At 62.0% G+C, this 23,357-nt stretch carries 26 protein-coding genes and 1 tRNA gene; 14 read left to right on the top strand and 13 right to left on the bottom strand.

Features of this window, described 5'->3' with window-relative positions:
• The first annotated feature begins 7 nt into the window (after window positions 1-7).
• From NKI10_RS15050 to NKI10_RS15030, 5 genes are all read left to right on the top strand, one after another.
• Window positions 8-1,297, top strand: coding sequence for an ABC transporter substrate-binding protein (locus NKI10_RS15050; protein WP_023682324.1), 1,290 nt, complete (start codon window positions 8-10; stop codon window positions 1,295-1,297).
• A 237-nt stretch (window positions 1,298-1,534) separates the two neighbouring features.
• Window positions 1,535-2,446 carry an ABC transporter permease gene (locus tag NKI10_RS15045; protein WP_352860730.1) on the top strand — a complete coding sequence of 304 codons (912 nt, stop codon included), beginning with the start codon at window positions 1,535-1,537 and terminating at the stop codon, window positions 2,444-2,446.
• Window position 2,447: 1 nt separating this feature from the next.
• The gene (locus tag NKI10_RS15040) at window positions 2,448-3,266 is read left to right on the top strand and encodes an ABC transporter permease (protein WP_023682326.1); all 819 of its coding nucleotides are present in this window, start codon (window positions 2,448-2,450) and stop codon (window positions 3,264-3,266) included.
• A 2-nt stretch (window positions 3,267-3,268) separates the two neighbouring features.
• Window positions 3,269-4,015: an aspartate/glutamate racemase family protein gene (locus tag NKI10_RS15035; RefSeq protein ID WP_352860728.1), complete on the top strand. Its 747-nt coding sequence runs from the start codon at window positions 3,269-3,271 to the stop codon at window positions 4,013-4,015.
• Window positions 4,016-4,020: 5 nt separating this feature from the next.
• Window positions 4,021-4,857, top strand: coding sequence for a GNAT family N-acetyltransferase (locus tag NKI10_RS15030; protein ID WP_023689483.1), 837 nt, complete (start codon window positions 4,021-4,023; stop codon window positions 4,855-4,857).
• A gap of 98 nt (window positions 4,858-4,955) precedes the next feature.
• Here the strand turns inward: NKI10_RS15030 and NKI10_RS15025 are convergent, their stop codons facing one another.
• Window positions 4,956-7,166, bottom strand: coding sequence for a GumC family protein (locus NKI10_RS15025; protein WP_023821110.1), 2,211 nt, complete (start codon window positions 7,164-7,166; stop codon window positions 4,956-4,958).
• A gap of 264 nt (window positions 7,167-7,430) precedes the next feature.
• Here NKI10_RS15025 and NKI10_RS15020 point away from each other — a divergent pair, with 264 nt between their 5' ends.
• The 4 genes from NKI10_RS15020 (at window position 7,431) to NKI10_RS15005 (ending at window position 11,991) form a co-directional block, all read left to right on the top strand.
• Window positions 7,431-7,994 carry a polysaccharide biosynthesis/export family protein gene (locus NKI10_RS15020; protein WP_023669390.1) on the top strand — a complete coding sequence of 188 codons (564 nt, stop codon included), beginning with the start codon at window positions 7,431-7,433 and terminating at the stop codon, window positions 7,992-7,994.
• A 7-nt stretch (window positions 7,995-8,001) separates the two neighbouring features.
• Window positions 8,002-9,132, top strand: a complete 1,131-nt coding sequence (locus NKI10_RS15015; protein WP_352860725.1) for a glycosyltransferase — start codon at window positions 8,002-8,004, stop codon at window positions 9,130-9,132.
• Between the two features lie 85 nt (window positions 9,133-9,217).
• Window positions 9,218-10,753 (top strand): undecaprenyl-phosphate glucose phosphotransferase, encoded by a 1,536-nt coding sequence (locus NKI10_RS15010; RefSeq protein WP_023711534.1) that lies wholly within the window; start codon window positions 9,218-9,220, stop codon window positions 10,751-10,753.
• Window positions 10,750-11,991: an O-antigen ligase family protein gene (locus tag NKI10_RS15005; protein WP_352860707.1), complete on the top strand. Its 1,242-nt coding sequence runs from the start codon at window positions 10,750-10,752 to the stop codon at window positions 11,989-11,991. The genes NKI10_RS15010 and NKI10_RS15005 overlap by 4 nt, the downstream gene beginning before the upstream one ends.
• 63 nt (window positions 11,992-12,054) lie before the next feature.
• On the opposite strand, the gene NKI10_RS15000 is transcribed toward NKI10_RS15005, so the two are convergent.
• Together NKI10_RS15000 and NKI10_RS14995 are read right to left on the bottom strand one after the other, a co-directional pair.
• The gene (locus NKI10_RS15000) at window positions 12,055-13,038 is read right to left on the bottom strand and encodes a glycosyltransferase family 8 protein (RefSeq protein ID WP_023705052.1); all 984 of its coding nucleotides are present in this window, start codon (window positions 13,036-13,038) and stop codon (window positions 12,055-12,057) included.
• Between the two features lie 48 nt (window positions 13,039-13,086).
• A complete protein-coding gene (locus NKI10_RS14995) occupies window positions 13,087-14,055 on the bottom strand; it encodes a glycosyltransferase family 8 protein (protein WP_084013644.1) in 969 nt (322 codons plus the stop codon).
• A gap of 170 nt (window positions 14,056-14,225) precedes the next feature.
• Here NKI10_RS14995 and NKI10_RS14990 point away from each other — a divergent pair.
• Window positions 14,226-14,302: transfer RNA gene (locus NKI10_RS14990), tRNA-Pro, on the top strand.
• A gap of 69 nt (window positions 14,303-14,371) precedes the next feature.
• Here NKI10_RS14990 and NKI10_RS30915 read toward each other — a convergent pair.
• The 3 genes from NKI10_RS30915 to NKI10_RS14975 all read right to left on the bottom strand — a co-directional run bounded on the left by NKI10_RS30915 (window position 14,372) and on the right by NKI10_RS14975 (window position 16,285).
• The gene (locus NKI10_RS30915) at window positions 14,372-14,947 is read right to left on the bottom strand and encodes a CatB-related O-acetyltransferase (RefSeq protein ID WP_280790704.1); all 576 of its coding nucleotides are present in this window, start codon (window positions 14,945-14,947) and stop codon (window positions 14,372-14,374) included.
• Window positions 14,944-15,732, bottom strand: coding sequence for a hypothetical protein (locus NKI10_RS14980; RefSeq protein ID WP_352860705.1), 789 nt, complete (start codon window positions 15,730-15,732; stop codon window positions 14,944-14,946). Before NKI10_RS14980 ends, NKI10_RS30915 begins: the two co-directional genes overlap by 4 nt.
• Before the next feature lie 94 nt (window positions 15,733-15,826).
• Window positions 15,827-16,285, bottom strand: coding sequence for a YbaK/EbsC family protein (locus NKI10_RS14975; RefSeq protein WP_352860703.1), 459 nt, complete (start codon window positions 16,283-16,285; stop codon window positions 15,827-15,829).
• Between the two features lie 247 nt (window positions 16,286-16,532).
• Here NKI10_RS14975 and NKI10_RS14970 point away from each other — a divergent pair, with 247 nt between their 5' ends.
• Window positions 16,533-16,985, top strand: coding sequence for a cupin domain-containing protein (locus NKI10_RS14970; RefSeq protein WP_352860701.1), 453 nt, complete (start codon window positions 16,533-16,535; stop codon window positions 16,983-16,985).
• Between the two features lie 77 nt (window positions 16,986-17,062).
• Here NKI10_RS14970 and NKI10_RS14965 read toward each other — a convergent pair whose 3' ends face one another.
• Entirely contained in the window at window positions 17,063-17,356 is a 294-nt protein-coding gene (locus NKI10_RS14965; RefSeq protein WP_023682373.1) for a helix-turn-helix domain-containing protein, read from the bottom strand.
• Window positions 17,357-17,652: 296 nt separating this feature from the next.
• On the opposite strand from NKI10_RS14965, the gene NKI10_RS14960 reads away from it, so the two are divergent.
• Window positions 17,653-18,267: a hypothetical protein gene (locus NKI10_RS14960; RefSeq protein ID WP_352860699.1), complete on the top strand. Its 615-nt coding sequence runs from the start codon at window positions 17,653-17,655 to the stop codon at window positions 18,265-18,267.
• Window positions 18,268-18,428: 161 nt separating this feature from the next.
• The gene (locus tag NKI10_RS14955) at window positions 18,429-18,617 is read left to right on the top strand and encodes a hypothetical protein (protein ID WP_352860697.1); all 189 of its coding nucleotides are present in this window, start codon (window positions 18,429-18,431) and stop codon (window positions 18,615-18,617) included.
• 190 nt (window positions 18,618-18,807) lie between these two features.
• On the opposite strand, the gene NKI10_RS14950 is transcribed toward NKI10_RS14955, so the two are convergent.
• Window positions 18,808-19,011 (bottom strand): hypothetical protein, encoded by a 204-nt coding sequence (locus NKI10_RS14950; protein WP_023697438.1) that lies wholly within the window; start codon window positions 19,009-19,011, stop codon window positions 18,808-18,810.
• A gap of 415 nt (window positions 19,012-19,426) precedes the next feature.
• Between NKI10_RS14950 and NKI10_RS14945 the strand changes: the two genes are divergently transcribed.
• Window positions 19,427-19,696: a hypothetical protein gene (locus NKI10_RS14945; RefSeq protein WP_023669376.1), complete on the top strand. Its 270-nt coding sequence runs from the start codon at window positions 19,427-19,429 to the stop codon at window positions 19,694-19,696.
• Between the two features lie 73 nt (window positions 19,697-19,769).
• On the opposite strand, the gene NKI10_RS14940 is transcribed toward NKI10_RS14945, so the two are convergent.
• From NKI10_RS14940 to plsX, 5 genes are all read right to left on the bottom strand, one after another.
• On the bottom strand, window positions 19,770-20,072 hold the full coding sequence (locus tag NKI10_RS14940; RefSeq protein ID WP_352860695.1) for a hypothetical protein: 303 nt from the start codon (window positions 20,070-20,072) through the stop codon (window positions 19,770-19,772).
• An 85-nt stretch (window positions 20,073-20,157) separates the two neighbouring features.
• On the bottom strand, window positions 20,158-20,700 hold the full coding sequence (locus NKI10_RS14935) for a MerR family transcriptional regulator (protein ID WP_023669374.1): 543 nt from the start codon (window positions 20,698-20,700) through the stop codon (window positions 20,158-20,160).
• Between the two features lie 134 nt (window positions 20,701-20,834).
• Complete coding sequence (locus NKI10_RS14930) at window positions 20,835-21,158, bottom strand: integration host factor subunit alpha (RefSeq protein ID WP_006201891.1); 324 nt, start codon at window positions 21,156-21,158, stop codon at window positions 20,835-20,837.
• A gap of 104 nt (window positions 21,159-21,262) precedes the next feature.
• Window positions 21,263-22,234: a beta-ketoacyl-ACP synthase III gene (locus tag NKI10_RS14925; RefSeq protein WP_352860693.1), complete on the bottom strand. Its 972-nt coding sequence runs from the start codon at window positions 22,232-22,234 to the stop codon at window positions 21,263-21,265.
• A 9-nt stretch (window positions 22,235-22,243) separates the two neighbouring features.
• Complete coding sequence (gene plsX / locus NKI10_RS14920) at window positions 22,244-23,314, bottom strand: phosphate acyltransferase PlsX (RefSeq protein ID WP_023700539.1); 1,071 nt, start codon at window positions 23,312-23,314, stop codon at window positions 22,244-22,246.
• Between the last annotated feature and the right edge of the window lie 43 nt (window positions 23,315-23,357).

Here is a 23,357-nt window from a genome sequence, read left to right as displayed (position 1 = left end):
AATAGGAATGACAAAAACAGTAGAAACAAAGACCGGAATTTCGCGCCGTTCGTTGCTCAAGACAGGTGCGGCCGCCGTCGGCCTCGCCGCAGGCTCGGGCGCCATTACAGGCTTCCCGACCATCTGGGCGCAGTCCAACATCACGCTGCGCCAGTTCGGCACCGGCGTGTCGAACCTGAACGCGATCGCCGACAAGTGCAAGGCCGACCTCGGCATCACGCTGGAAATGACGGCGACCGATTCGGACGCGGCCGCCCAGCGCGCCGTGACCCAGCCCGACAGCTATGACATCGCCGACATCGAATACTGGATCTGCAAGAAGGTGTTCCCGAGCGGCGTGCTGCAGCCGATGGATGTCAGCAAGCTGAAATACTACGACGAACTGGTGCCGTTGTTCAAAACCGGCAAGCTGACGCCCGACAGCATCATTGCCCAGGGCACCGCGCCGCACACGGTCGGCTATGTCGAAGCGCAGGACTCAAAGACCTTCGCCAAGGCGCCGACTAAGTGGTTCACCATGGTGCCGACGATCTACAATGCCGACACGCTGGGCATCCGGCCCGACCTCGTCGGCCGCGACATCACCACCTGGGCCGACATCATGGACCCGGCCTTCAAGGGCAAGACCGCGATCCTTAACATCCCGTCCATCGGTATCATGGATGCGGCCATGATCATGGAGGCCACAGGCAGCATCAAATATGCCGACAAGGGCAACATGACCAAAGAAGAGATCGACAAGACGATCGACTTCCTCATCAAGGCAAAGCAGGCCGGCCAGTTCCGCGCCTTCTGGAAGTCGTTCGACGAGAGCGTCAACCTGATGGCGTCCGGCGAGGTGGTCATCCAGTCGATGTGGTCGCCGGCCGTCGCCGCCGTCCGCTCCAAAGGCATCGCATGCCGCTTCCAGCCGCTCAAGGAAGGATACCGCTCATGGGGCGGCGGCCTTGGCCTTGCCGCCCATCTCAAGGGCGCCGAGCTCGACGCCGCCTACGAATACATCAACTGGTATACGTCGGGCTGGGTCGGCGGCTATCTCAACCGCCAGGGCTACTATTCCGCCAATATGGTCTCGGCCAAGAAGTTCATGTCCGAGGACGAATGGGGCTACTGGATCGAAGGCAAGCCGGCCAAGGGCGAGATCAAGGCGCCGGACGGCACCGTCATGGAAAAGGCCGGCGCCGTGCGCGACGGCGGTTCGTTCGAAGAGCGCATGGGCAAAGTCGCCTGCTGGAACTCGGTCATGGACGAGGACCGCTACATGGTGAAGCGCTGGAACGAGTTCATCGCGGCGTAGAGCGGACGCGTTCACTGTGATGTTGCGATCCTTCGCGCCCCCCTCTGTCCTGCCGGACATCTCCCCCACTTGGGGGGAGATTGGCAGCGTCATGGCCGGCTCTTCGTTAGCAACGTTGGAGATTGGCGAAGGCCGTTATGAGAGTTCGATCTCCCCCCTCGTGGGGGAGATGTCCGGCAGGACAGAGGGGGGCGCGAAGGATCGCAAGTCATCGCGATCACGCGGAGGATTTTCCCAATGACAGTCGCGCTCGAACGCCCCGCCATCGCAGCAGCCAAGCCCGCCGGACACCGCCGCTTCTCCATCAGTGCCGTCACGCCTTACCTCCAATCGGCGCCGCTGGCGCTCATCCTCGGTGCGTTCCTGCTCTTGCCAATCATCATGATCGTCGTCGTCTCCTTCTGGGACTACGACTTCGCCGCCATGTATCCGGATTTCCTGACGACGAACTATTCCGACGTGCTGGGATCATGGGTCACCTGGAAGACCTATCTCAACACCATCAAATTCGCTGCCATCGTCTGGGCTCTGACCTTGTTCATCGGCTTCTGGGTCGCCTATTTCCTCGCCTTCCATATCCGCACCACCGCCATGCAGATGGTGCTGTTCCTTGTCTGCACGGTGCCGTTCCTGACCTCCAACATCATCCGCATGATCTCGTGGATCCCGGTGCTTGGCCGCAACGGGTTGATCAACTCGACGCTGGTGCAATTGGGGCTGGTGCCAAAACCCATCGAATGGCTGCTCTATTCGGAATTCGCCGTGGTGCTGGCCATGGTGCATCTCTACACGCTGTTCATGGTAACGCCGATCTTCAACACGTTGATGCGCATCGACCGCTCGCTGGTCGAGGCCGCGCGCGATGCCGGCGCGTCCGGCTGGCAGGTCTTGTGGAACGTCGTCATCCCGCTGGCCAAGCCCGGCATGGCGATCGGCACCATCTTCGTCGTCACGCTGGTGATGGCCGATTTCTCCACTGTGCAGGTGATGTCGGGCGGCCAGAGCGCGTCGGTCGCACTGATGATGAAGAACCAGATGTCGCTGCTGCAGTATCCCGCAGCCGCCGCCAATGCCGTAGTGTTGCTGGTGTTGGTACTGTTGATGGTCGCGGGCATCCTGCGCATCGTCGACATCCGCAAGGAGCTTTGAGGTGAGCCACGAAAAACGCACCCTCGAATTCTATGTGCTTGCGGTCTTCTTCACTCTGTTCGTGCTGTTCCTCTATGGCCCGCTGTCGGCGATCCTGATCCTTTCTTTCCAAGGCGAGACCGGCGGCCTCACCTTCCCGCTCAATGGCATGTCGCTGCACTGGTTCGCCAATCTGTTCGAGCGCCAGGCGGTCGGCGATTTCGGCGGCAGCTTCAAGCGCTCGCTCGTGCTCGGCCTTATGGTGATGATCGTCACCGTCGTCGTGTCGCTGCTGGCAGGGCTCGCTTTCCGGCAAAAATTTCGTGGCGCCACCGCTTTGTTCTACCTGGCGGTCGCCAGCCTCGTCGTACCCTCGATCATCATTTCGCTCGGCATCGGCGTCGTCTTCCAGCAGGTCGGCTTCCGCCCGGCCTGGTACACATCGGCCTTCGGCGCGCACCTGACCTGGACCTTGCCCTTCGGCGTGCTCATCATGTTCGCCGTCTTCAACCGCTTCTCGCCCGCCTATGAGGAAGCAGCGCGTGACCTGGGCGCCAACTCCTGGCAGACCTTCGCCCATGTCGTGCTGCCGATGATCGCGCCGAGCCTGATCGGCGTCGGCCTGTTCGGCTTCACGCTGTCCTATGACGAGTTCGCCCGCACGCTGATGACGTCGGGCACCTTCAACACGCTGCCGCTCGAGATCTACGGCATGACCACCAATGTCACGACGCCGGTGCTCTATGCGCTGGGCACGGTGACCACCGTGTTCTCCTTCCTGGTGATCCTGGCCACACTGGGCGCCATCCTCTATGTCGGCCGCAAGCGGGCCAGGGTTTGATCGTGCAGATACTGGTGGTGAACCCCAACACGACGGCGAGCATGACCGAGACGATCGCGGCGGCGGCGCGCGCCGTTGCCGGCGCCGGGACCGAGGTGATCGCGGTCACCTCCTCGATGGGTCCTGCCTCGATCGAGGGCTATTATGACGAGGCATTGGCCGTGCCCGGCCTTTTGATGGAGATCGCCGCCGGCGAACGTGCCGGGGCTCAGGCCGCCATCATCGCCTGCTTCGACGATACCGGCCTGGATGCGGCACGCGCCATGGCCTCCATTCCGGTCATCGGCATCTGCGAGGCCGCACTCAGTGTCGCCTCCTACATTGCCCAGCGCTTCACAGTGGTGACGACCACCGAACGCTCGCGTGTCCCTGTCGAGGGGCTGGTGCACCGCTACGGCATGGCCGGGCGCGCGCGCGTGCGCGCCGCCGACATTCCCGTACTCTCGCTCGAAGACGCTGCTTCCGGCGCTGTCGAGAAACTGCGCGCCGAGATCGCCCGCGCCATAGCGGAAGACCGCGCCGAGGCCATCGTGCTCGGCTGCGCCGGCATGGCCGACCTGGCACACCGGTTGCAGCAAGAATTCGACCTGCCCGTCATCGACGGCATCGGCGCCGCCCTCAAACAGGCCGAGGCGCTGATCGCATTGGGCCTGTCGACCTCGAAGCGCGGCGCCTATGCCAGTCCGCTGGCCAAGCCCTATCGCGGCGTGCTGAAATCCTTCTCGCCGGGGGTGGTCGCCGCGGAGTGAACGCTATGAAGCCTACCGTCCGCGCATTGTCTCCGCCGGAACTGACCGTTCTCATCGACTGGGCGGCGGCTGAAGGCTGGAACCCTGGCCTTGATGATGCCGCCGCGTTCCGGCCAACCGATCCTGAAGGGTTCATCGGCGCTTTTGTCGACAACGAGATGACCGCCGCCATCTCGGCTGTCGCCTATGGCAGCAACTTCGGTTTCATCGGTCTCTACATCTGCCGACCAGACATGCGCGGCAAAGGCCATGGCAAAGCAGTCTGGAATGCGGGCATGGCCAGGCTGGCCGGCCGAACGGTCGGCCTCGACGGGGTCGCCGCGCAGCTGGCGAATTATCGCCGCACGGGATTCAGCTCGGCGTACGAAACCATCCGCTTCAGCGGCCGTATCGCGACCCCGCCCGTCCGAAGCGAAGGGGTGCGCATGATAACCACGCAACTCGTGCCCGACATCATCGCCTATGACGCCCGCTGTTTCCCCGCGCCTCGACGAGCCTTCCTGCACCGCTGGGCGCAGCCGCCGCATTGCGGGTTCGCCGCGATCAGTTCACTCGGCACCATAGGCTACGCCGTGGCTCGTCCCTGCCGTTCGGGTTACAAGATCGGCCCGCTGTTTGCCGACGACACCGAGACGGCGATGCAGCTCATGGGCAGTCTGGCTGCCGCATGCGAAGGTGGCGACCTGCATATCGACGTTCCTGCCGAAAATTTCGATTTCACCACGGCGCTTTCAGCAACTGGTTTCAGGCCGACCTTCACCACCACGCGCATGTACAAGGGCCCGCCTCCGAAGGTCGACTCGCGCCGAATATTTGGCGTGACGACCCTGGAGTTGGGGTAGATCCCGGCGCCGACTGACAGGCTTGGTTTTTCGGGAGCCGGCGGGCGATGGACGAGCCGATCCGTAGTAGCGCCGCCTAAGTCGAATTGTCTGATGTCTCAGGCGGCGCTACGTCGTCCCGGCACGGGGTTACCCGGCGTCTCGTGGCCGATCGGCGTCACCAGAGTGAGGTCGGGATAGCCGCTTTCGATCAGCTCGACGGCGGCCTGCGCCACCTCATCGTCCGCCTGCAGCATGGACATGAAGACCTCGGTGCTGTCGCCGACCAGTCGGCTGATGCCTTGCGCATCGGCCGGTCCGCATTCGACGATGACCAGATCATAGGCGGTGGTCAGCGACTGCATGATGATCGGCAGCCGGTCGGCGGCGCGCATGGCGCGAACCGGATCGGCGGTGCCGACGGGAACGACATGGCAGTCGGAATAGAGGTCAGCGTGAATGACGTCGCTGAACTGCGCTTCCGAAGCCAGCAGATTGGTGATGCCGGGGAAAAGTCCGCTGTCCAGCATCGGCCGCGAGGCGGCACCTGACGCCGTGAGATCGAGCAGCAGCACGCGCAGGCCAGCGTCGGAGACTTCGCGCGCTACCAGCACTGCCGATGCAGCCGCCTCATCGCCTTCGGGCGACACGAAGATGGCGCGCGCAGCACCGCTGGCGATCAGCTTTTCCGCCGCCTTCTCGACATCGATCTCGCCAAGGCTGGAGCGGACAGGTTCGGCTTGCGGTTCGGAACCGGCAGCCGCTGCTCCTTCCAGCACTGAAGGAGCCGGCTCGGGCTCTGGCACCAGTTCAGACTCCACGGTCGTCGGCTGATCGTCCACTTCCACGACCTCAGGAGCCGGTTCCGGGTGGACGACCGGCGCCGACATTGCCGACATCGCAACCTGCTCGATACGCTCGAAGCGCGCCCCTGGGGCCGGACGCATGGCGCGGCCGGAAAACAGCTCCTGCAGCAGCGTGATGACCGACATCAGCAGCAGCGAGCCGACTAAGGCGGCGCCGACGATCGGCACGAGCTTGGGGAAATAGGGTTCCGACGGCACGCGCGCCTCGGAAAACACGCTGGCATCGACCGGCAGATAGTTTTTGCGCGAGGACACTTCGCGGAAGCTCGCCATATAGGATTCAAGCTGCTGGCGCCGGACGTTCGCCTCACGCTGCAGCGCATCCAGCTGGACTTGCTCCTCGCCGGCCCGCGACGACGCCGCTTTCAGCTTGTTGACGTCCGATATCAGCTGGTTTTCGCGCGCCTGGGCGGTCTGCGCCTGCGTCAGCAACCCGCGCATGATTTTTTGCGCTTCGTTGCGGATCTGGCCGTCGAGATCGGCAAGCTGCGACCTCATCGCCCGCAGGCGGGGATGGTTGTCGAGCAAGGTGGTGGAAAGATCGGCGATGTTGGTTCTGAGCTCGATCTGACGCTCACGCAGCCGCTGGATCAGATCGGAAGACAGCACTTCGGGTACAGCGTCCAGCGAACCGCCATTCTGCAAAGCCTGGCGCACCCTTTCGGCCGTCGCCTCGGCCGAAGCGCGGCTGGCGCGCACACGCGACAGTTCGGTCGATAGCTCGGACAATTGCTGTGTCGCCAGCACCGAATTGTTGCCGCCCATCAACAGGTCCGACTGGGCGGAACGGAAGGCCGCGACCTTGGCCTCTGCATCCCTGACCTGCTTCTGCAGATCGTCGATTTCCGGCCCGAGGAAGGCGGTCGCGGCGGCGTTCGACTTGGTCTTGGCGTCCGCCTGATAGGCCAGGTAGGCCTTGGCGATGGCGTTCGGAATGTCAGCGGCAAGCTGGGGATCTTCAGAGGAAAATTCGACGGCGATGACGCGGGTCTTTTCCACGCCATAAACATTGAGCTTGTCGCGCATCTTCGTCAGCACGCGTTCTTCGAGCGGAATTTCTTCCGGATCGCTCTTCAGCCCGGCAATGACCAGGAGCCGGGTGACCGGCGACATGCCGAGCGCATAGTTGAACTCGGGCTTGTCGCCCAGCTTAAGGTCGGCAGCCACCTGCTTGAGAATGTCGGACGAGGAAATGACCTGAACCTCGGTTGCTACACCTTCCGCATCGAGCACAGGTTTGTCGTCTTCATTGGTGCCGGCAGGCCGCGTATAGGCCGATTCGCTCAACTGGATTTTCAGCTGCGTCGTGGCCTTATAATGCGGCGTGGCAAGCCACGCGAACGCGAAGGCGAGACCAGTGACGAGAAGCGTGATCACAAGAATGCGCAGCCAGTTCCGCGCCAGGCTGGCGAAGAGCTGTCTCAGGTCGACATCGACATCTGCGGCCGCGGACTGGTCGGACATGCATTCCTGCTCCGGACATGAGGCTAGATGGTAGCGTAAACAACTATGGTAACTCAGCCGTTAAGATCGCGGTAAGCAGCTGTTAGGGTTTGCTGACATCCGGTAAACAAAGCCAGCAAAACTATACGGCTTTTTGTCGATTGCCGCCAAATCGGCCGCGTCCCTTTACCGGCCATTAACCCTAACAGGATGATAACGAACCCAGATCCTTAAGGTTTGCCGCCGTGTCCTGGCGGCCATAGCGACGAAGGTGTGTGTCCGATCATGAAAAGCGCTGCTGGTCTGTTTCGCGCTCTGCTGGCCGTGTCGATGCTCGCCGGCTGCTCCAGCTACCGGCCGACGCCGGCGGCCTTCCACGAGGTACTCGACCAGCCCTATCGGCTCGGCGCCGGCGACCGTGTCCGCGTCACCGTGTTCGAACAGGACGGTCTGACCAACACCTACAGTGTCGATCAGTCCGGCTACATGTCCTTCCCGCTGGTCGGCGCGGTGCCGGCGCGCGGCCACACGGCCCAGCAGCTGGAAAAAGCGCTCGCCGACAAACTGCGCCAAGGCTATCTGCGCGACCCCGACGTGTCGGTCGAGATCGATCGCTACCGGCCGATCTTCGTCATGGGCGAAGTGGGCGCCGCCGGCCAGTATTCCTACGTGCCGGGCCTCACCGTGCAGAAGGCCATCGCGATTGCCGGCGGTTTCTCGCCGCGCGCCAACCAGGAAAGCGTCGACATCACCCGCGACATCAACGGCAAGGTGATGACAGGCCGGGTGGTTACCTCCGATCCGCTGCTGCCGGGCGACACGGTCTACGTTCGCGAACGCCTGTTCTGACATCAACGTGGCGGACCAGCTCAGGATCGTCCACTGCTTTCGCTCACCCGTCGGCGGGATCTTCCGGCATGTGCGCGACCTGACGGAGGCCCAGCTCGCCGCCGGACATGTTGTCGGCATCGTCTGCGATTCGACCACCGGCGGCGAATACGAGGAACGCCTGTTCGACCAGATGAAGGACAGCCTGGCGCTCGGCATCCATCGCACGCCGATGCAGCGCCATGTCGGGCCGGGCGACTTCGCCTCGGCCTGGCGTACCTATCGAATCATCAAGGAATTGCGGCCGGACGTGTTGCACGGGCACGGCGCCAAAGGTGGCGCCTATGCCCGTCTGTTCGGCTCATTGTTGCGGGTATCTAGGTCTCGCGTAGCCCGCCTCTATTCGCCGCATGGCGGCTCCCTCCACTATGATGAAACGACGACGACCGGGAAGCTGTTCTTCGCGCTCGAGCGCTTCATGGCGCGCTTCACCGACTGCCTGCTGTTCGTCTCCGACTATGAGCGGCGCACCTATCGCAGGAAGGTCGGCGAACCGCCTATCCCGAACACGCTGGTCTATAACGGCCTGCGCGCCGCCGAGTTCGAACCGGTGGTCGCACAGCCCGACGCGGCCGACCTGCTCTACATCGGCATGATGCGCGACCTCAAAGGGCCTGACATTTTCATCGACGCGCTGGTGCTGGCCGGGTCCCAGCTTGAGCGCCGCTTGACCGCGGTCATGGTCGGCGATGGCGACGACCTGCCGCGCTACCATGCGCAGGTGAAACGGCTGGGCCTCGGAAAACAGGTCCGCTTCTTGCCGCCTATGCCAGCCAGGGAGGCCTTTGCACTGGCCGACCTCGTGGTTGTGCCGTCGCGCGCGGAAGCCATGCCCTATATCGTGCTGGAGACGCTGGCGGCCGGCAGGCCGATGATCGCCACGGCCGTCGGCGGCATTCCCGAAATCTTCGGGGAGGGATCCCCTGCCCTGATCCGTCCCGATCCGCACCAACTCGGCGACAAGATGGGTGAGGCGCTGCGCGATCTCGACGCCTACCGGCGCGCCATGCCCGATACGGCCAGCCTCAGGGCGCGATTCGGCGCCGATGTGATGGCCGCCGAAATCGAAAAGGCCTATTTCGCCGCGCTCAACAGATAGACGACCCTCCAAAACCACAAGTTGTCTCAAGGTTTTTTTAGCTCTCTTTCTGCTATCGTCATCGCGGAAGCTTGTGGGAAACCCGATGAACGAGACCGACCCCACGCGCCGCTTTTCGGCCGATGCGGTGCGCAAATTCGACAGTCCTGCCGAGAGCCCCACGCCCGGCGGCATGAACAGTGTTGCCCGCCAGGTCGCCTCGCAATACCGGCGCGATACGATGTCGCCGGTCATGGTCAGCGGCGTATTGCGCATCGTCGAATTCGGCTTGCTGTTCCTGTCGGGGCTCGCGCTCTACTTCCACTTTGTCGGCTTCTTCAACTATCTCGCCTGGCAATATCCGCTGACCATTGCCGCGGCGTCATTCGTGGCCGTGGTGCTGCTCGACGTCAGCGATTGCTACCAGATCTCCGCCTTGATGCGACCGATCTCCAATCTCGGCCGCGTGCTGATGGTCTGGGCCGGCACCTTCGCGCTGATGGCGCTGACGGCCTTCATCATGAAAATGTCGGAGGATTATTCGCGTCTGCTGTTCGGCACCTGGTTTGTCGTCGGCCTGCTTCTGCTGTTCGGCCTCAGGCTGGTGATGTCGAAGCTGATCCGGCGCTGGGCGCGCAACGGCCGCATGGAACGCCGCGCCGTCATCGTCGGCGGCGGCAAGGCGGCCGAGATGCTGATCCGCTCGGTCGAGAAGCAGCCAGACAACGACATCCGCATCTGCGGCATCTTCGATGACCGCGGCGACAAGCGCTCGCCGCCGATCGTGGCCGGCTATCCCAAGCTCGGCACCATTTCGGAGCTGATGGAATTCGCCCGCATCGCGCGCATCGACATGCTGATCGTGTCGCTGCCGCTGACTGCCGAAACGCGCGTGCTGCAGCTGCTGAAGAAGCTCTGGGTGCTGCCGGTCGACATCCGGCTCTCGGCGCATTCGAACGCTTTGCAGTTTCGCCCGCGCGCCTACTCCTACATCGGCTCGGTGCCGATGCTCGATATCTTCGACAGGCCGATCAACGACTGGGATTCGGTCGCCAAGCGCGCCTTCGACATCGTCTTCTCGCTGATCGGCATCGTCCTGTTCTCACCGGTGATGCTGGCGACGGCCATCGCCATCAAGCTCGACAGCAAGGGTCCGGTGCTGTTCAAGCAGAAGCGGCACGGCTTCAACAACGAGATCGTCGAAGTCTACAAATTCCGCTCCATGTATACCGACCGGTCGGACCCGACCGCCAAGCAGACGGTGACCAAGAACGATCCGCGCGTCACCCGCGTCGGCCGCTTCATCCGCAAGAGCTCGATCGACGAGCTGCCGCAGTTCTTCAACTCGCTGTTCGGCACGCTGTCGCTGGTTGGCCCGCGCCCGCATGCGATTGCCGCGCAGTCGCACAACCTTCTCTATAACGAGGTGGTCGACGGCTATTTCGCCCGCCACAAGGTCAAGCCCGGCGTTACCGGCTGGGCGCAGATCAATGGCTGGCGCGGCGAGATGGACACCAATGAGAAGATCCGCATGCGCACGGAATATGACCTCTATTACATCGAGAACTGGTCGATGCTGTTCGATCTGCGCATCCTGCTCATGACGCCGCTGCGGCTGCTCAACACGGAAAACGCCTATTGAGCGCGATTTCCCATGATGTGCCGCCCTCGGCGGTCAATGCCAAGCTGATCGCGCTGATATCGTCAGGCGCGGTGTTTTTCGGCGTCTTCCTGTCAGGCTTCGTCATCGACGAGCCGGCGCCCTACGATCTTTTCATGGTCGGGCTGATCGGGGTGTGGGTGCTGTTTGGCCTGCGCATATCGCGCGCGGCCGTGCCGCTGCTCGTGCTGCTGATCACGATGAACATCGGCGGCATCATTGCCATGACGCAGATGGCCGATCTCGCCAACACACCGCTCTATCTCGCCGTCTCGCTTTTTCTCGCGTTCACCGCGGTGTTCTTCTCGTCGGTGACGGCGGTGAAGCCCGGCTTCTACCGGCTGATCTTCATCGCCTATGTCGTCTCCGCGGTGGTGACCTCGCTGCTCGGCATTGCCGGCTATTTCCACGCTTTCCCGGGCGCTGAAATCTTCACCAGATACGACCGCGCCCAGGGCGCCTTCCAGGATCCGAACGTGTTCGGGCCGTTCCTGGTGCTGCCCGGCATCTATCTGCTCTATCTGCTGTTGACCGGCTCAATCGCGCGCATGCCGCTTCTGGCGGTGCCGCTGCTGATCATCACCGCGGGCATCTTCTTTTCGTTCTCGCGCGGCGCCTGGGGCATGTTCGCCGTCTCGGCCATCCTGCTCACCGGCGCCCTGTTCCTGCAAAGCAACAGCGGCAAGTTCCGGCTGCGCGTCATCATCATGACCATTGCCGCCGTCACCCTGCTGGTGGTCGCCATGATCGTCATCCTGCAGCTGCCCGGCGTCGGCGAGATGTTTTCCAGCCGCGCCCAGCTGGAACAGAGCTACGACACGGCGCGCCTTGGCCGCTTCGCCCGCTACACGATCGGCTTCGAGATGGCGCTCGAATATCCGCTCGGCATCGGCCCGCTGGTGTTCGGCACCATTTTCGGCGAAGACACGCACGACATCTGGCTGAAGACGCTGATGGATTATGGCTGGCTCGGCTTCGTCTCGTTCCTGTCGCTGACGCTGTGGACGATCGCGGCCGGCTTCCGCATCCTTTTGCGCGACCGGCCATGGCAGCCCTATCTGCTCTGCGCCTACGTCGCTTTCATCGGCAATATCGGGGTCGGCACCTTCATCGACATCGACCACTGGCGCCATGTCTACCTGCTGCTCGGCCTGATCTGGGGCGCGATCGCGCTGGAATACAGGCATCAGCGCGGGTTGCGGGCGGTGGCGGCAAGCTAAACCGACGGGAACGCCGCCGAGTTCGGATGACCCCGCCCTGCTGACGGATTGTCGGGATTTCCTCTATCTCGCGATGCCGGCAACCCGCTCGGGGTATTGCACTGCCAGCATCGATTTGTCGGCGTGATCGGCGAAGATAGCGCTGACCTTTTCGGCGTCGAACCGCGCCCGTCGCTTGCGCTTCTCGTCGTTGAGCAAAATCCCGCTGATGGCGTCGAACTTGCGGCCGAGGTTTTTCAGTATGCCTCTCTTGATCGGCCAGCTGCTGCTGAAACGGCCGGCCCAGGGAGTGCCTTTCGCCAGATCGCGATAGATCGCCATGGCGTCGACCTCGACACCGATCGGCGGACGGTCCCAGGGCTTGCCCCAGGCGAAGTGGCGAGCGTAGCAGCGGCTGAAAGGGATCTGGCTGGTGTAGTTGGTCATCACGTTCCAGAACGGGTGCATCGTCTGCCACCTGCCCTCGAAAGCCACGTTCAACGCACCTTGATCCATCCCGTAAGCCTGCTCGGAGGCCAACTGCCGAGTACGCTCCAGAAGCCCCTCCTGCCTGACCAGCGGCATGTTGAACACCAGCACGCCGGCATTGAACTTCGGCGCCCCTGGCTGCATCGGCAAATGCTGTCGATACTTTACGTCGAAATAGGTCTGCTCGTCGTGTGCGGCCAGCAGCGGAGCGTTGAGCGGGGTGTTGCAGAGATCTGCTATCGATCGGTTGAAAAGCACATCGGCGTCTGAATAGGCGATGCGGTCGTATGGCTCGAATTGAGGCAATTGATCGGCGAACAGCCTGATGTAGGTCGCAAGCGTGGGATGCGTTCCACGATTGAAGTTCGTCGCCTCCATGAACTTCGTTACGTCGATGATGCCGATCCTCCCCTCGAGCAAACGCTCACCGGCAGACCGGTCGTCACTGGGAATGACGCCGGTGTGCAAAATAAAGCCGTCGACGGCGCCGGACAAATCCAACACACGGCGCGCCGCCAAGCAGGTGTACGGAAAATACCTTTGATCGGCGGCGAAAAAGAAGCATGGCTTTTGCGACACAGTCTAATTCTCCTGCCCTGCGCCTTACGGATCAAAGTCGCGAATATCTCAAGCGAAACCGCCGAGTATTTCAGGAAACTGCACGGCCATCGCACCGGCAAGGGCATGCTCGGCATAAATCCTATGCACCTTGCTTCCATCATACCTTGCCCGCCGCCGATACCGATCCTTGGCAGGCAACATCCCCATGATGCCGTCGAATCTGCGAGCGAATCGCCTCATGACGCCTCGCTCGAAGGGAATGCGCTGCCGGAAGGGCTGGAGCCAAGGCGTATCCCTTGCCAGACCGCGCCAGACGGCAAGCGCCTCAAGTTCCACGTCGACCTGGCTCCCCCACGGCTTGCCGCCGGCGAAATGCCGGGCATAGGCTTGGGCGAACCGAAATTCCTTCGTATCGTTGGACATCAAATTCCAGTTCGGATGCATCGTCTGCCACTTGCCCTCGAAGACGATGTTCAGCGCGTTCTGATCGTTCATCTGCCCGGCAACGGCGACATCTCTGGCGCGGTGCAAAAGTCCCTGTTCACGCACCAGCGGCATGTTGAAGACGATGATACCGGCATTGAAGTAAGGCGCTCCCGGCTGCATCGACAATTTGTGCCGGTAGCCTGGGCGGAAGTACATATAATCGTCATGGGCGGCCAACAATGGGGCATGAAGTGTCTGGCCCACCAGGTCACCTATATCCCGATTGAAGAGGACATCACAATCAACATGGGCGATGCGGTCATAGTCCGCGAACTGAGGCAGTTGGTCGGCGAAAAGCCGAACAAAAGTGCCGACATTGCTTGGCCGGAAAGTATGACCGGCCTGCGCAAACAACGCCGATACGTCCATTATGCGAAGGCGATTCTTCAGCAGGCGTTCAGCAACACGCATATCGGCATCGCGTGCGCCGAAATGCAGGATGAAGCCTGGCGTTGCGTCTCCCGAAACGTCCAGAATTCTGCGCGCCGCCAAGCATGCATATGGGAAATAGTTGGCGTCGGCCGCTAGAAAAAAACAGGAATTTGCCACGCGCAATCCTTCTTATCGGTATTGGGCGAGCCATACCGTCTCGGTATTGGGCGAGCCATACCGTCTTGGCGTTGCGCCGACAAGGCCGGATGCCTCGCGATTTTTCCGGTCCAACGCGCCGTTTTAGCGCTTGCACCATAACCCTTGAAAATATATGGCTTTGCGCGGTCCGGAGTGTAGCGCAGCCCGGTAGCGCACTTGACTGGGGGTCAAGGGGTCGTCGGTTCGAATCCGGCCACTCCGACCAAACAAATAGTTGGCCGCTTCCCCCAAGGTGGCTACCGTCTTTTCGACTTCCCGCAAACAAGGTGCATTCTTAAGCCGCCATGCTGGCGTGCCGCTCGATAAAGAGTTCGATCGGACCTGTGAGAAAAGCAGCCTCCTGCTTGATCTTCTCGTCGCTCCATTCCCACCACCGGATCGCCAGCAATTTCGCAATAACATCCTGTGAAAAGCGATACCGGATAAGCTTGGCCGGGACCCCGCCGACGATCGCGTATGGCGGCACATCCCTGGTGACAATGGCGCCGGCCGCAACAATAGCGCCATCCGCGATGTGGACGCCTGGCATGATCAGCGCTTGGCGGCCGATCCAGACATCATTGGCGATGGTAATGCCGACGGGTTTGCCGCCGTGCGAATTGAGATCGGTCGCGTTCATCATGCGGCTGTGGATCGGAAAAGTGGTTGCAGCCCAAGGCACGTGGCTTCCCCCGGAACATTCAAAGCTCACGTTGCCGGCGACCGAACAGAACGCCCCAAGGGCCAACGGAGTGGCGGCAGACGCTCCAAGCACCTTCTTCCGGCTCACCCCATAGGTGTGACGTCCAACGGTCACGCTTGGGGGCAGCTTGGATCGAAACAGATTCCTCATGCGCAGCCAGCCCGTCACAGTGACCTCTTAAGCTTCTGGAGCAAGAGATCCGCGGGAGTCCGCCATAGACGATATCGACTGGCCTTTGCAACCTGCTGGCCGACTGGCGCCATGCCGTACGCGTTAAAGAACGCATGAACACGCGGCTCAGCGAACTGCTTTTTGCCTCGGGTATTGTAGTGTCGGATCGGCAGGCTATGAGGGCTTATGATTCGGCCGTTTTGAGAAAGGGCTACCCCGAGGCAGAACTGCTCGGGCGCCCAAGTGTCGGTCACCTTATGAACGGCCTTGATAGCGGCGAAGGCGTCCACCATGGCTGTGAGGTTGTCCCGGTGGATCCCGACGATGCCGCTGTTCCACATCGGTTCCTGGCCGGTCAGGACCTGGCCGCCGACGCTGATGTTCTTGCCCGGCAGCGCGTTCTGATAGATGCGATGCGGCCCTTCGCACAGGCGCATAGTGGAATGGGTCGCAGAGATCGAGCGGAAGCCCTTCGACGGGTCACCCACCGGGTACATGTCGGTGTCCATGAAAAGGAGCCGATCTGCTCGCTGCAAAAGCTCACGCATAGCCCCGGCCTTGATACCGAAATGGTAGCTTCCGCCGAAAGACCACTGGTCTTTCTGTTCGGCCGTTATGAGCATTGTCTCAACAGGATAAGCGCGAAATAGGTCAGTCCTGTCCGTTGCGACGACTATTCTGGCGGTCGGGCAATGGTGCAAAAGCTTGAGGGCGCTGAGTAGCGCGCCGCTATGGTAAAGCTCGTTCTCACCATAGGCAATGTAACCAAAAACGTCGTTCATTCCGCCACGTATAATGGGTCGTTCAATCTTCTACTAGCTGCGCTCGCAGTCGTTTTGCTCCCAGAAATCTCCTGCTGAAATCAGCCGACGATTACTACTGGCACACATCGACCCATTCGGCATCGACAATCTGTGCCATGCGCTCAGGGCTCAGCCGCACCGCGGCGTTGGTGGCGCCGGCCGCGGGCACGACTTCATCGAAGGCGCGCAGCGAGACGTCGCAATAGACCGGCAGCGGCGCCGGCAGGCCGAATGGGCAGACGCCGCCGACGGGATGGCTGGTAATCGCGACAACCTCGTCGGCGTCAAGCATGCGCGGCTTGCCGCCGAAACGGTCCTTGAATTTGCGGTTGTGGAGCCTCGACATGCCGCCGGCCACGATCAGCATGGTCTCACCGCCGACGCGCAGGCAGATGGTCTTGGCGATCTGCGCCGGCTCCACGCCGTGCGCGTCAGCCGCCAGCGCCACCGTCGCCGAACTCGCTTCGGTGACGAGCACTTCGACATCGGGCGCATGGGCAGCCAGGAAGGCGCGCACGGTCTCAAGGCTCATCTCGGCATCGTCCCATTCGAAAAATGCGGTTAGCGTTCACACTGGATAGCTTCACGCTCGGTCGGCGGCAACCTCCCCGCCCCTCGACGGCTGCAGCGATACCAGGCCAGGCGGGTCGCGCCGCATGTCAGCAACGCAAGGCGCATCCCCCGTGCGGGAGATGTGTTCGGGCTGCTGCCTTGGTACGTCGCAATGGATCAGGGCCGGCGCTGATGCTGTGCTCCCACGACCAACCGGAGAGATCATCATGCTCAAGCTCGCCTCGGCTCTGGCGCTGCTGCTTATCGGGACGGCGCGGCTGCTTGCCGACGACATGCCGATAAACGTGGACGCCATCAAATGGGGCCCTGCTCCTGCTGTCTTGCCCGCCGGCGCGGACATGGCTGTCATCGCCGGGGACCCCTCGAAGGATGGCATCTACGTGCTGCGGTTGAAGCTGCCGGCCGGCTACAGGATTGCCGCGCACAACCATCCCACCTCGGAATATGTGACGGTGATTTCCGGCAATTTTCATATCGGCATGGGCGACAAGCTCGACGAGACCAAGGGCATCGAACTGACCGCCGGCGGCTTCGGCGTAGCCCCACAGGGAATGAACCATTACGCCTGGACGACAAGCGCTACGATCGTCCAGGTTCATGGCGAGGGGCCGTTCGCGATCACCTACGTCAACCCGGCGGACGATCCGAGCAAGAAGTGACATTCGCCGTTGGGCGAATGCAACGAGCCCGCCAGGGCAAACCATGGCGGGCTTGTTGAACGACGCTTGGCCGTTGTTTATGAAACGGACCGGTTTTCCACAGGCGCCGTGGGCGCCGGGGCATCGATCAGGGCCGTTTCCGGCAATTGCAATGCTGCGGCGATCCGGCGAAGTTTCGTCGGATCGGTGTCCTTGCCGCTCTCTATGTCGGCAATCTCGCTGGTCGACAGACCGCAGGTCAGGGAAAGCTCTTCAATACTGTATCCCTTTGTCTCCCGGATGGCTTTGAGGCCGGGGTGCTCGAGCGCAACATCGGCCGCAACATCGGCCGCCAGCCTGGAGAAGGGTTCGTGTTTTGCAGTTTGGGGCATTGGCAACTCCATGGGGCTAAAGAGTTTTGGATCAAATGATAGGGTGTTGCCTGAGAGCCGGGACAATGCCCGCTTGACGGCGATTTGCCAAGGCCCAAACCGACCGTCACAGCATCGTGAACCGGCGTCAAAACCGCAGGCGCCAGGGCACATATAGGATCTCCGCCCCGATCTCCCAATCAAGTTCTTTTGAAGGGCCGCACGCCGAAGTGTTCAGCGGTTTTGCGCCGCTCGCGCGTTAGCCTGATGTTGCTGGCAGCCGCATCGGGCCAGCTTTTCCCAAGAGGATCAGATCCATGACATTCAAGACATCAGCCATCGTGCTCGCCACGATTTCAGGCCTCGCTGGCGCGAGCATGGTCGCGGCGCAAGCCGCCGAGGCCGTGCGCATTCGCGGCACGGTGACCGCCTTTGCCGGAGCGACGCTGACGGTGAAGACCCGCGAAGGCGCTACCGACGCCATCGCGCTGGCTGAAGGGTGGAAGATTTCCGGCGTCGCCAAGGCGGATGCCGGGGATATCAAGCAAGGCGATTTCCTCGGCATTGCCTCTGTTTCGAAGGCCGATGGCGGCAGCGGCGCGCTTGAGGTGGTGATCTTCCCGGCCGCGCTGAAGGGCGCCGGCGAAGGCGACCGCCCGTGGGATCTCGAGCCCAACAGCCGGATGACCAACGGCGCGGTCGCCGATGTCACCGAGATTGCAGGTCGCACGGTGACGCTGACCTACGACAATGGCCAGAAAAAGCAGATCGCGATCCCGCAGACGACGCCGGTGGTGACCTTCGCGCCGGCGACGCCCGCCGACCTCAAGCCTGGCGCTGTGGTGTTCGTCAACGCCGAGCGCGGCAGTGACGGCAAGCTGACCGCGGGCCGGGTCGTTGTCGGCACCAACGGCGTCATTCCGCCGATGTAAGTTGCCGACGAAGCCGCCAGACACAATCCAGAAACAAAATTCTACAGTCCGGAAAAACTGTCGAAAAGTTCGGAGGCGATAGTCATGACTGCGGGGTTCACCGGCACCGATCTTGCTCGGTGACGGCCAAATTCAGCCCGCGCAGAAAAGGAAACGAAGTCATGAAGAAGTCCCTCCTGTCGGCTCTCGGGCTGGCTTTTGCCCTGGCTGTCTCTCTGCCCCTCATCGGCGCCAGCAGCGCCGACGCAGCACCGCTGCACAAGAAGCATCACCACCATCATCATCATCACAAGAAGCATCACCGCCATCACCACCACCACCACAACAAGGTGGAGGCCAAGAAGGCCTGACAGGGCCGACTTGCCCAACGGGAAGGCTGGCCCTGGAGTCCTCGCCAAGGCCGCCTTCCCGTTGGTTTTTGCCAGGCGACACGTGGAAAAGCTGAAGGCAGGATTCGATGGCGCCCATGCGTCAGAATGCGAGCAACCACAGGTTGCCAGCTGCAGGACACCACTGGTCTCTCAATGCCGTCGGAACCCGCTAGGACGGCGCCGCGAACGCGAGCACTATTGCGATCAAAATCAAAAGCGGTCCCATCCATTTGAAATGCTTCGCGACCTGCAGCCACCATGGCTGCTGACCTTGTTGGGCCTGAAAAGGACTTTGGAGCAGCCCAAAACCAACGCCTGTCATCCACAGCCCAGCGCAGAACATGATGAACTCGTCGATGTAATTTGCGACCACGCCCGTCTCCTCCGCCGGTACCTTTGGACTGGCGTTATAGTCGCAGCCGGGAGTGGCAGAAAGCGCGGTGCCAAGTGGCGGCAATGACTGCTGCCGCCACCTGACAAGAGCCGGGCGCGGACTCGGTCTTGGCCGGCCATTTGGGCACGCCACGGTGTGACCTTCGCATGGGATGCCGCGCTGCTACGTCAGCGTACTTCACGCGAAATGCATGATCGATGCCCGGCCCCGCCATGCGCCGTCCGTTGGCGAAGGCTAAAAAATCAACGTCGCAAAAAAACGCGAAGAAAATTCGAACCACGCATGAACCTTTGCTTTGGAGGCCGCACTAACCCGGCATGGACGCCGAGAAGGCGATCCCAACACAGAAGGACGCCATGGTGGCGATCCTCGATCCAGAGAAGGAAATGCTCAAATGACCAACTTCAAGCGCATCACGCTCGCCGCGGCCCTCATCGTCTCGGCCTTCGGTTCGGCTTCCGTTCCGACCTCGGCTTTCGCCAACGGCACGCATCCCACGGGCGACGGCGGCGCGGTTTGCAAGGGCTCTGGGCATTGCCTGGTGCTCTCGATCGAGTGCAAAGGCACCTATACCGACGCCACGGACAAGAATGGCACTGTCTATGGCAAATGCAGCCAGACCGCGCAGGTTTCGCCGCAGGCCAAGATCAAGCTCGCCAAGTAATCGGCCGCAGATCAGGGAAATGGCGGTCGTCCGCGGGACGGCCGCCATTTTCTTTTTGTTTTCGTGAATTGTTTTAGCGCCGGCTGAGCAACAGGCTGGCGAGAAGGCCGACCACGACCAACCCAACAGCAGCGGCTGTTGCCGGACGATCGCGCGCCGTCCTTTCGATCGCCCTGCCCTGCTTCCTGATCGCCGGCAGCGCATCGCTGACAAGGTCGGCAAGCTGCCCATAATAGTCCGAAGCGGCATCGCGCCCGTCCTCGTAGTAAGCACCGCCGCGTTTGGCCACGACTTTGCGCAACGCGGCGAGCTCTTTGGAAAGGGTCGCGACCTGCTTTTCGAGATCGAGATCGGAGAGGGTCGAAAGCGATACCATGATTGTTTTTCCTTCTTTTGAGAGAAGGCCAAACGCATGGCCTCGGAACCGGTTCCGGTCTGCTTGCCCGAGGGCAGCGGAAAGGTTAGCGCACCTGGTCGAGCAGGCGCTTGCACTCCAGGAGGTCAAACAGCGCCTCCTGCAGCAAGGCCCGGTTGTCGCGCGACAGTTTCGATGCGCCGGGCTGGACCGGACCTTCCTCCTCGGTCTTGCCCAGGCCGAAAAAGCGGCGGCTGGGTTTTACCTTGGGCTGACCGACCAGCATCTCGTCATCCATGCCGCGCGGCTGGGCGGCTGGCGTCAGCGGCACCTGATCGGCCTGCCTGCGCTGCGAGATCGCTTCGACGGCAGCCATGTCGCCATTGCCGATGGCGACCAGGAAATGGTTGCCGTTCTCGCGCAGCAGTTTCTGCACGCCCTTGATCGTGTAACCCTGGTCGTAGAGCATGTGGCGGATGCCCTTGATCAGTTCGACATCCTGCGGCCGGTAGTAGCGGCGGCCGCCGCCGCGCTTCATCGGCTTGATCTGGTTGAAACGGGTTTCCCAGAAGCGCAGCACGTGCTGCGGCAGATCGAGATCCTCCGCGACCTCGCTGATGGTGCGGAAAGCGTCGGGGCTCTTGTCCATGGGCGAAATCCTCACGCTGGACGGCGATCCGGCCCAGTCTGCCGAATCGGGTATCATTTCAGCGGTTTATGAAACAATATTCAAGCCCGGCGTCAAAACGGCCCGGCGTTTTCAACCGAAGCCTGCGGCAGAACCTATTTGCCGCCCTTGGCCTTGCTGTTCTGGTGCGAGCGCAGGATACGGCTTTTCAGCACGTTCGACGACTTGAAGGTCATCACCCGGCGCGGCAGGATCGGCACTTCCTCGCCGGTCTTGGGATTGCGGCCGATGCGTTCGTTCTTGGAACGGACGTGGAAGGTGGCGAAGGACGACAGCTTCACCGTCTCGCCGCGTACGATGGCTTCGCAGATTTCGTCCAGCACCGCCTCGACGAGTTCTGCCGATTCAGTGCGTGACAAGCCGACCTTACGGTAAACAGCTTCGGCAAGGTCGGCGCGCGTAAGTGTCTTTCCCCCCATGCGACCGTCCCATCAGTTCAAAAAACACAAATCGATACAGGTAAAGGCAGAGCCTAAGTAATTGATCCGGCAAGGTCAAGGACCGAAACCGGACCGTTCGGCACTTACCAGCGAACGAGAACCGCGCCCCAGGTGAAGCCGCCGCCCATCGCTTCCAGGAGCACGAGATCACCCTTCTTGATGCGACCGTCGGCGACGGCCACCGAAAGCGCCAGCGGCACGGAAGCAGCCGAGGTGTTACCGTGCAAATCGACGGTGACCACCACCTTTTGCTCAGCAATCCCGAGCTTCTTGGCCGAAGCGTCAATAATGCGTTTATTGGCCTGATGCGGCACGAACCAGTCGAGGTCGTCGGCGGTTATGCCGGCCTGCGAAAACGTCGCCTCGATGACATCGGTGATCATGCCGACGGCGTGCTTGAACACTTCGCGGCCTTCCATCCTGAGATGGCCGACCGTGCCGGTGGTCGAGGGACCGCCATCGACGAAAAGCTTGTCCTTGTGCGCGCCGTCGGAGCGCAGGCTCATCGCCAGCACGCCACGGTCGGCAATGCCGCCGGTGCCCTCATCCGCTTCCAGCACCAGCGCGCCGGCGCCGTCGCCGAATAAGACGCAGGTCGAGCGGTCGCTCCAGTCGAGGATGCGCGAAAAGGTCTCCGCGCCGATCACCAGCACGCGCTTGGCGAGGCCGCCTCTGATGTAGAGGTCGGCGGTGGTCACCGCATAGACGAAGCCCGAGCACACCGCCTGCAGGTCGAAGGCAAAGCCGTGATGCATGCCGAGCCGGTTCTGGATCTCGACGGCGGTCGCCGGAAAGGTGTTGTTGGGCGTCGAGGTCGCCAGCACGATCAGGTCGATGTCGGCAGGCGTAAGACCAGCATTGTCGAGCGCTGCGCGCGCCGCCGCCTCGCCCAGCGACGCCGTCGTCTCGTCATCGGCGGAGATATGACGCTGGCGGATGCCGGTGCGCTGGGCGATCCACTCGTCCGAGGTTTCGACCATGCCTTCGAAATCGGCATTCTTCATGATGCGGAGGGGCAGCGCAGCACCGGTGCCGCGCACGACTGATCTGATCAAAGCTCTTTCCTATTCCTTTTCGTCGACGGTGGCGTCGGATTTCCTGCTTGCCTGGGCATGCGGGTTGCGCGCATGGAACAGGTCGAGATCGGCCTCGATGCGGTCGATCAGATTGTTGCGCACCATGTCATAGCCCAGCTCGATGGCCGCCGCGAAACCGTCCGAATCGGCGCCGCCATGGCTCTTTACCACGATGCCGTTCAGACCCAGGAAAACACCGCCATTGGAGCGGCCCGGATCGAGCTTTTCGCGCAGGCGGTCAAAAGCGCCCTTGGCGAAGACATAGCCGATCCTGGCCATCAGCGTGCGGTTCATCGCGGCGCGCAGATAGCCTGAGATCTGGCGCACAGTGCCTTCTGCCGTCTTGAGCGCGATGTTGCCGGCAAAGCCCTCGGTGACGACCACGTCGACCGTGCCCTTGCCGATGTCGTCACCCTCGACGAAGCCATGATAATTCATCGAGGCCATGTTGGCCTCGCGCAGCATGCGCCCGGCTTCCTTGACTTCTTCCTGTCCCTTGATCTCCTCGACGCCGACATTGAGCAGGCCGACTTTCGGCCGGTCGATGCCGAACACCGAGCGCGCCATGCCGGTGCCGAGAATGGCAAAGTCAATCAGCTGGTGCGCATCGGCGCCGATGGTGGCGCCGACATCCAGCACCACGCTCTCGCCGCGCATCGTGGGCCAGATCGCCGCGATCGCCGGACGATCGATGGTCGCCATCGTGCGCAGGCAGAATTTCGACATCGCCATCAGCGCGCCGGTATTGCCGGCCGAAATGCAGGCCTGCGCGCTGCCACTCTTGACTGCTTCGACAGCCTTCCACATCGACGACTTCCAGCGGCCGTGGCGCAGCGCCTGGCTCGGCTTGTCGTCCATCCTGACCGCAACTTCGCAATGGTGGAACTCGCTGACCTCGGCCAGTTTGGGGAATTTGGCGAGTTCGGGGCGCACCAATTCCTCGCGCCCATATATGACGAAGCGGATGTCGGGACGCCTGACGGCGACCGTCATGAGTGCCGGGATGACCACGTTTGGCCCGTGATCGCCACCCATGGCATCGATGGAAATCCTGATCACGCGGTCTTTATCTCACTAGCTTGGGCCAAGGCACATGGCCCGC

The organism is Mesorhizobium sp. M0802, assembly GCF_040320115.1.
Lineage (GTDB): Bacteria > Pseudomonadota > Alphaproteobacteria > Rhizobiales > Rhizobiaceae > Mesorhizobium.
The sequence above is the reverse complement of the archived record's forward strand: the minus strand, read 5'-3'. Positions and strand labels throughout refer to the sequence as shown.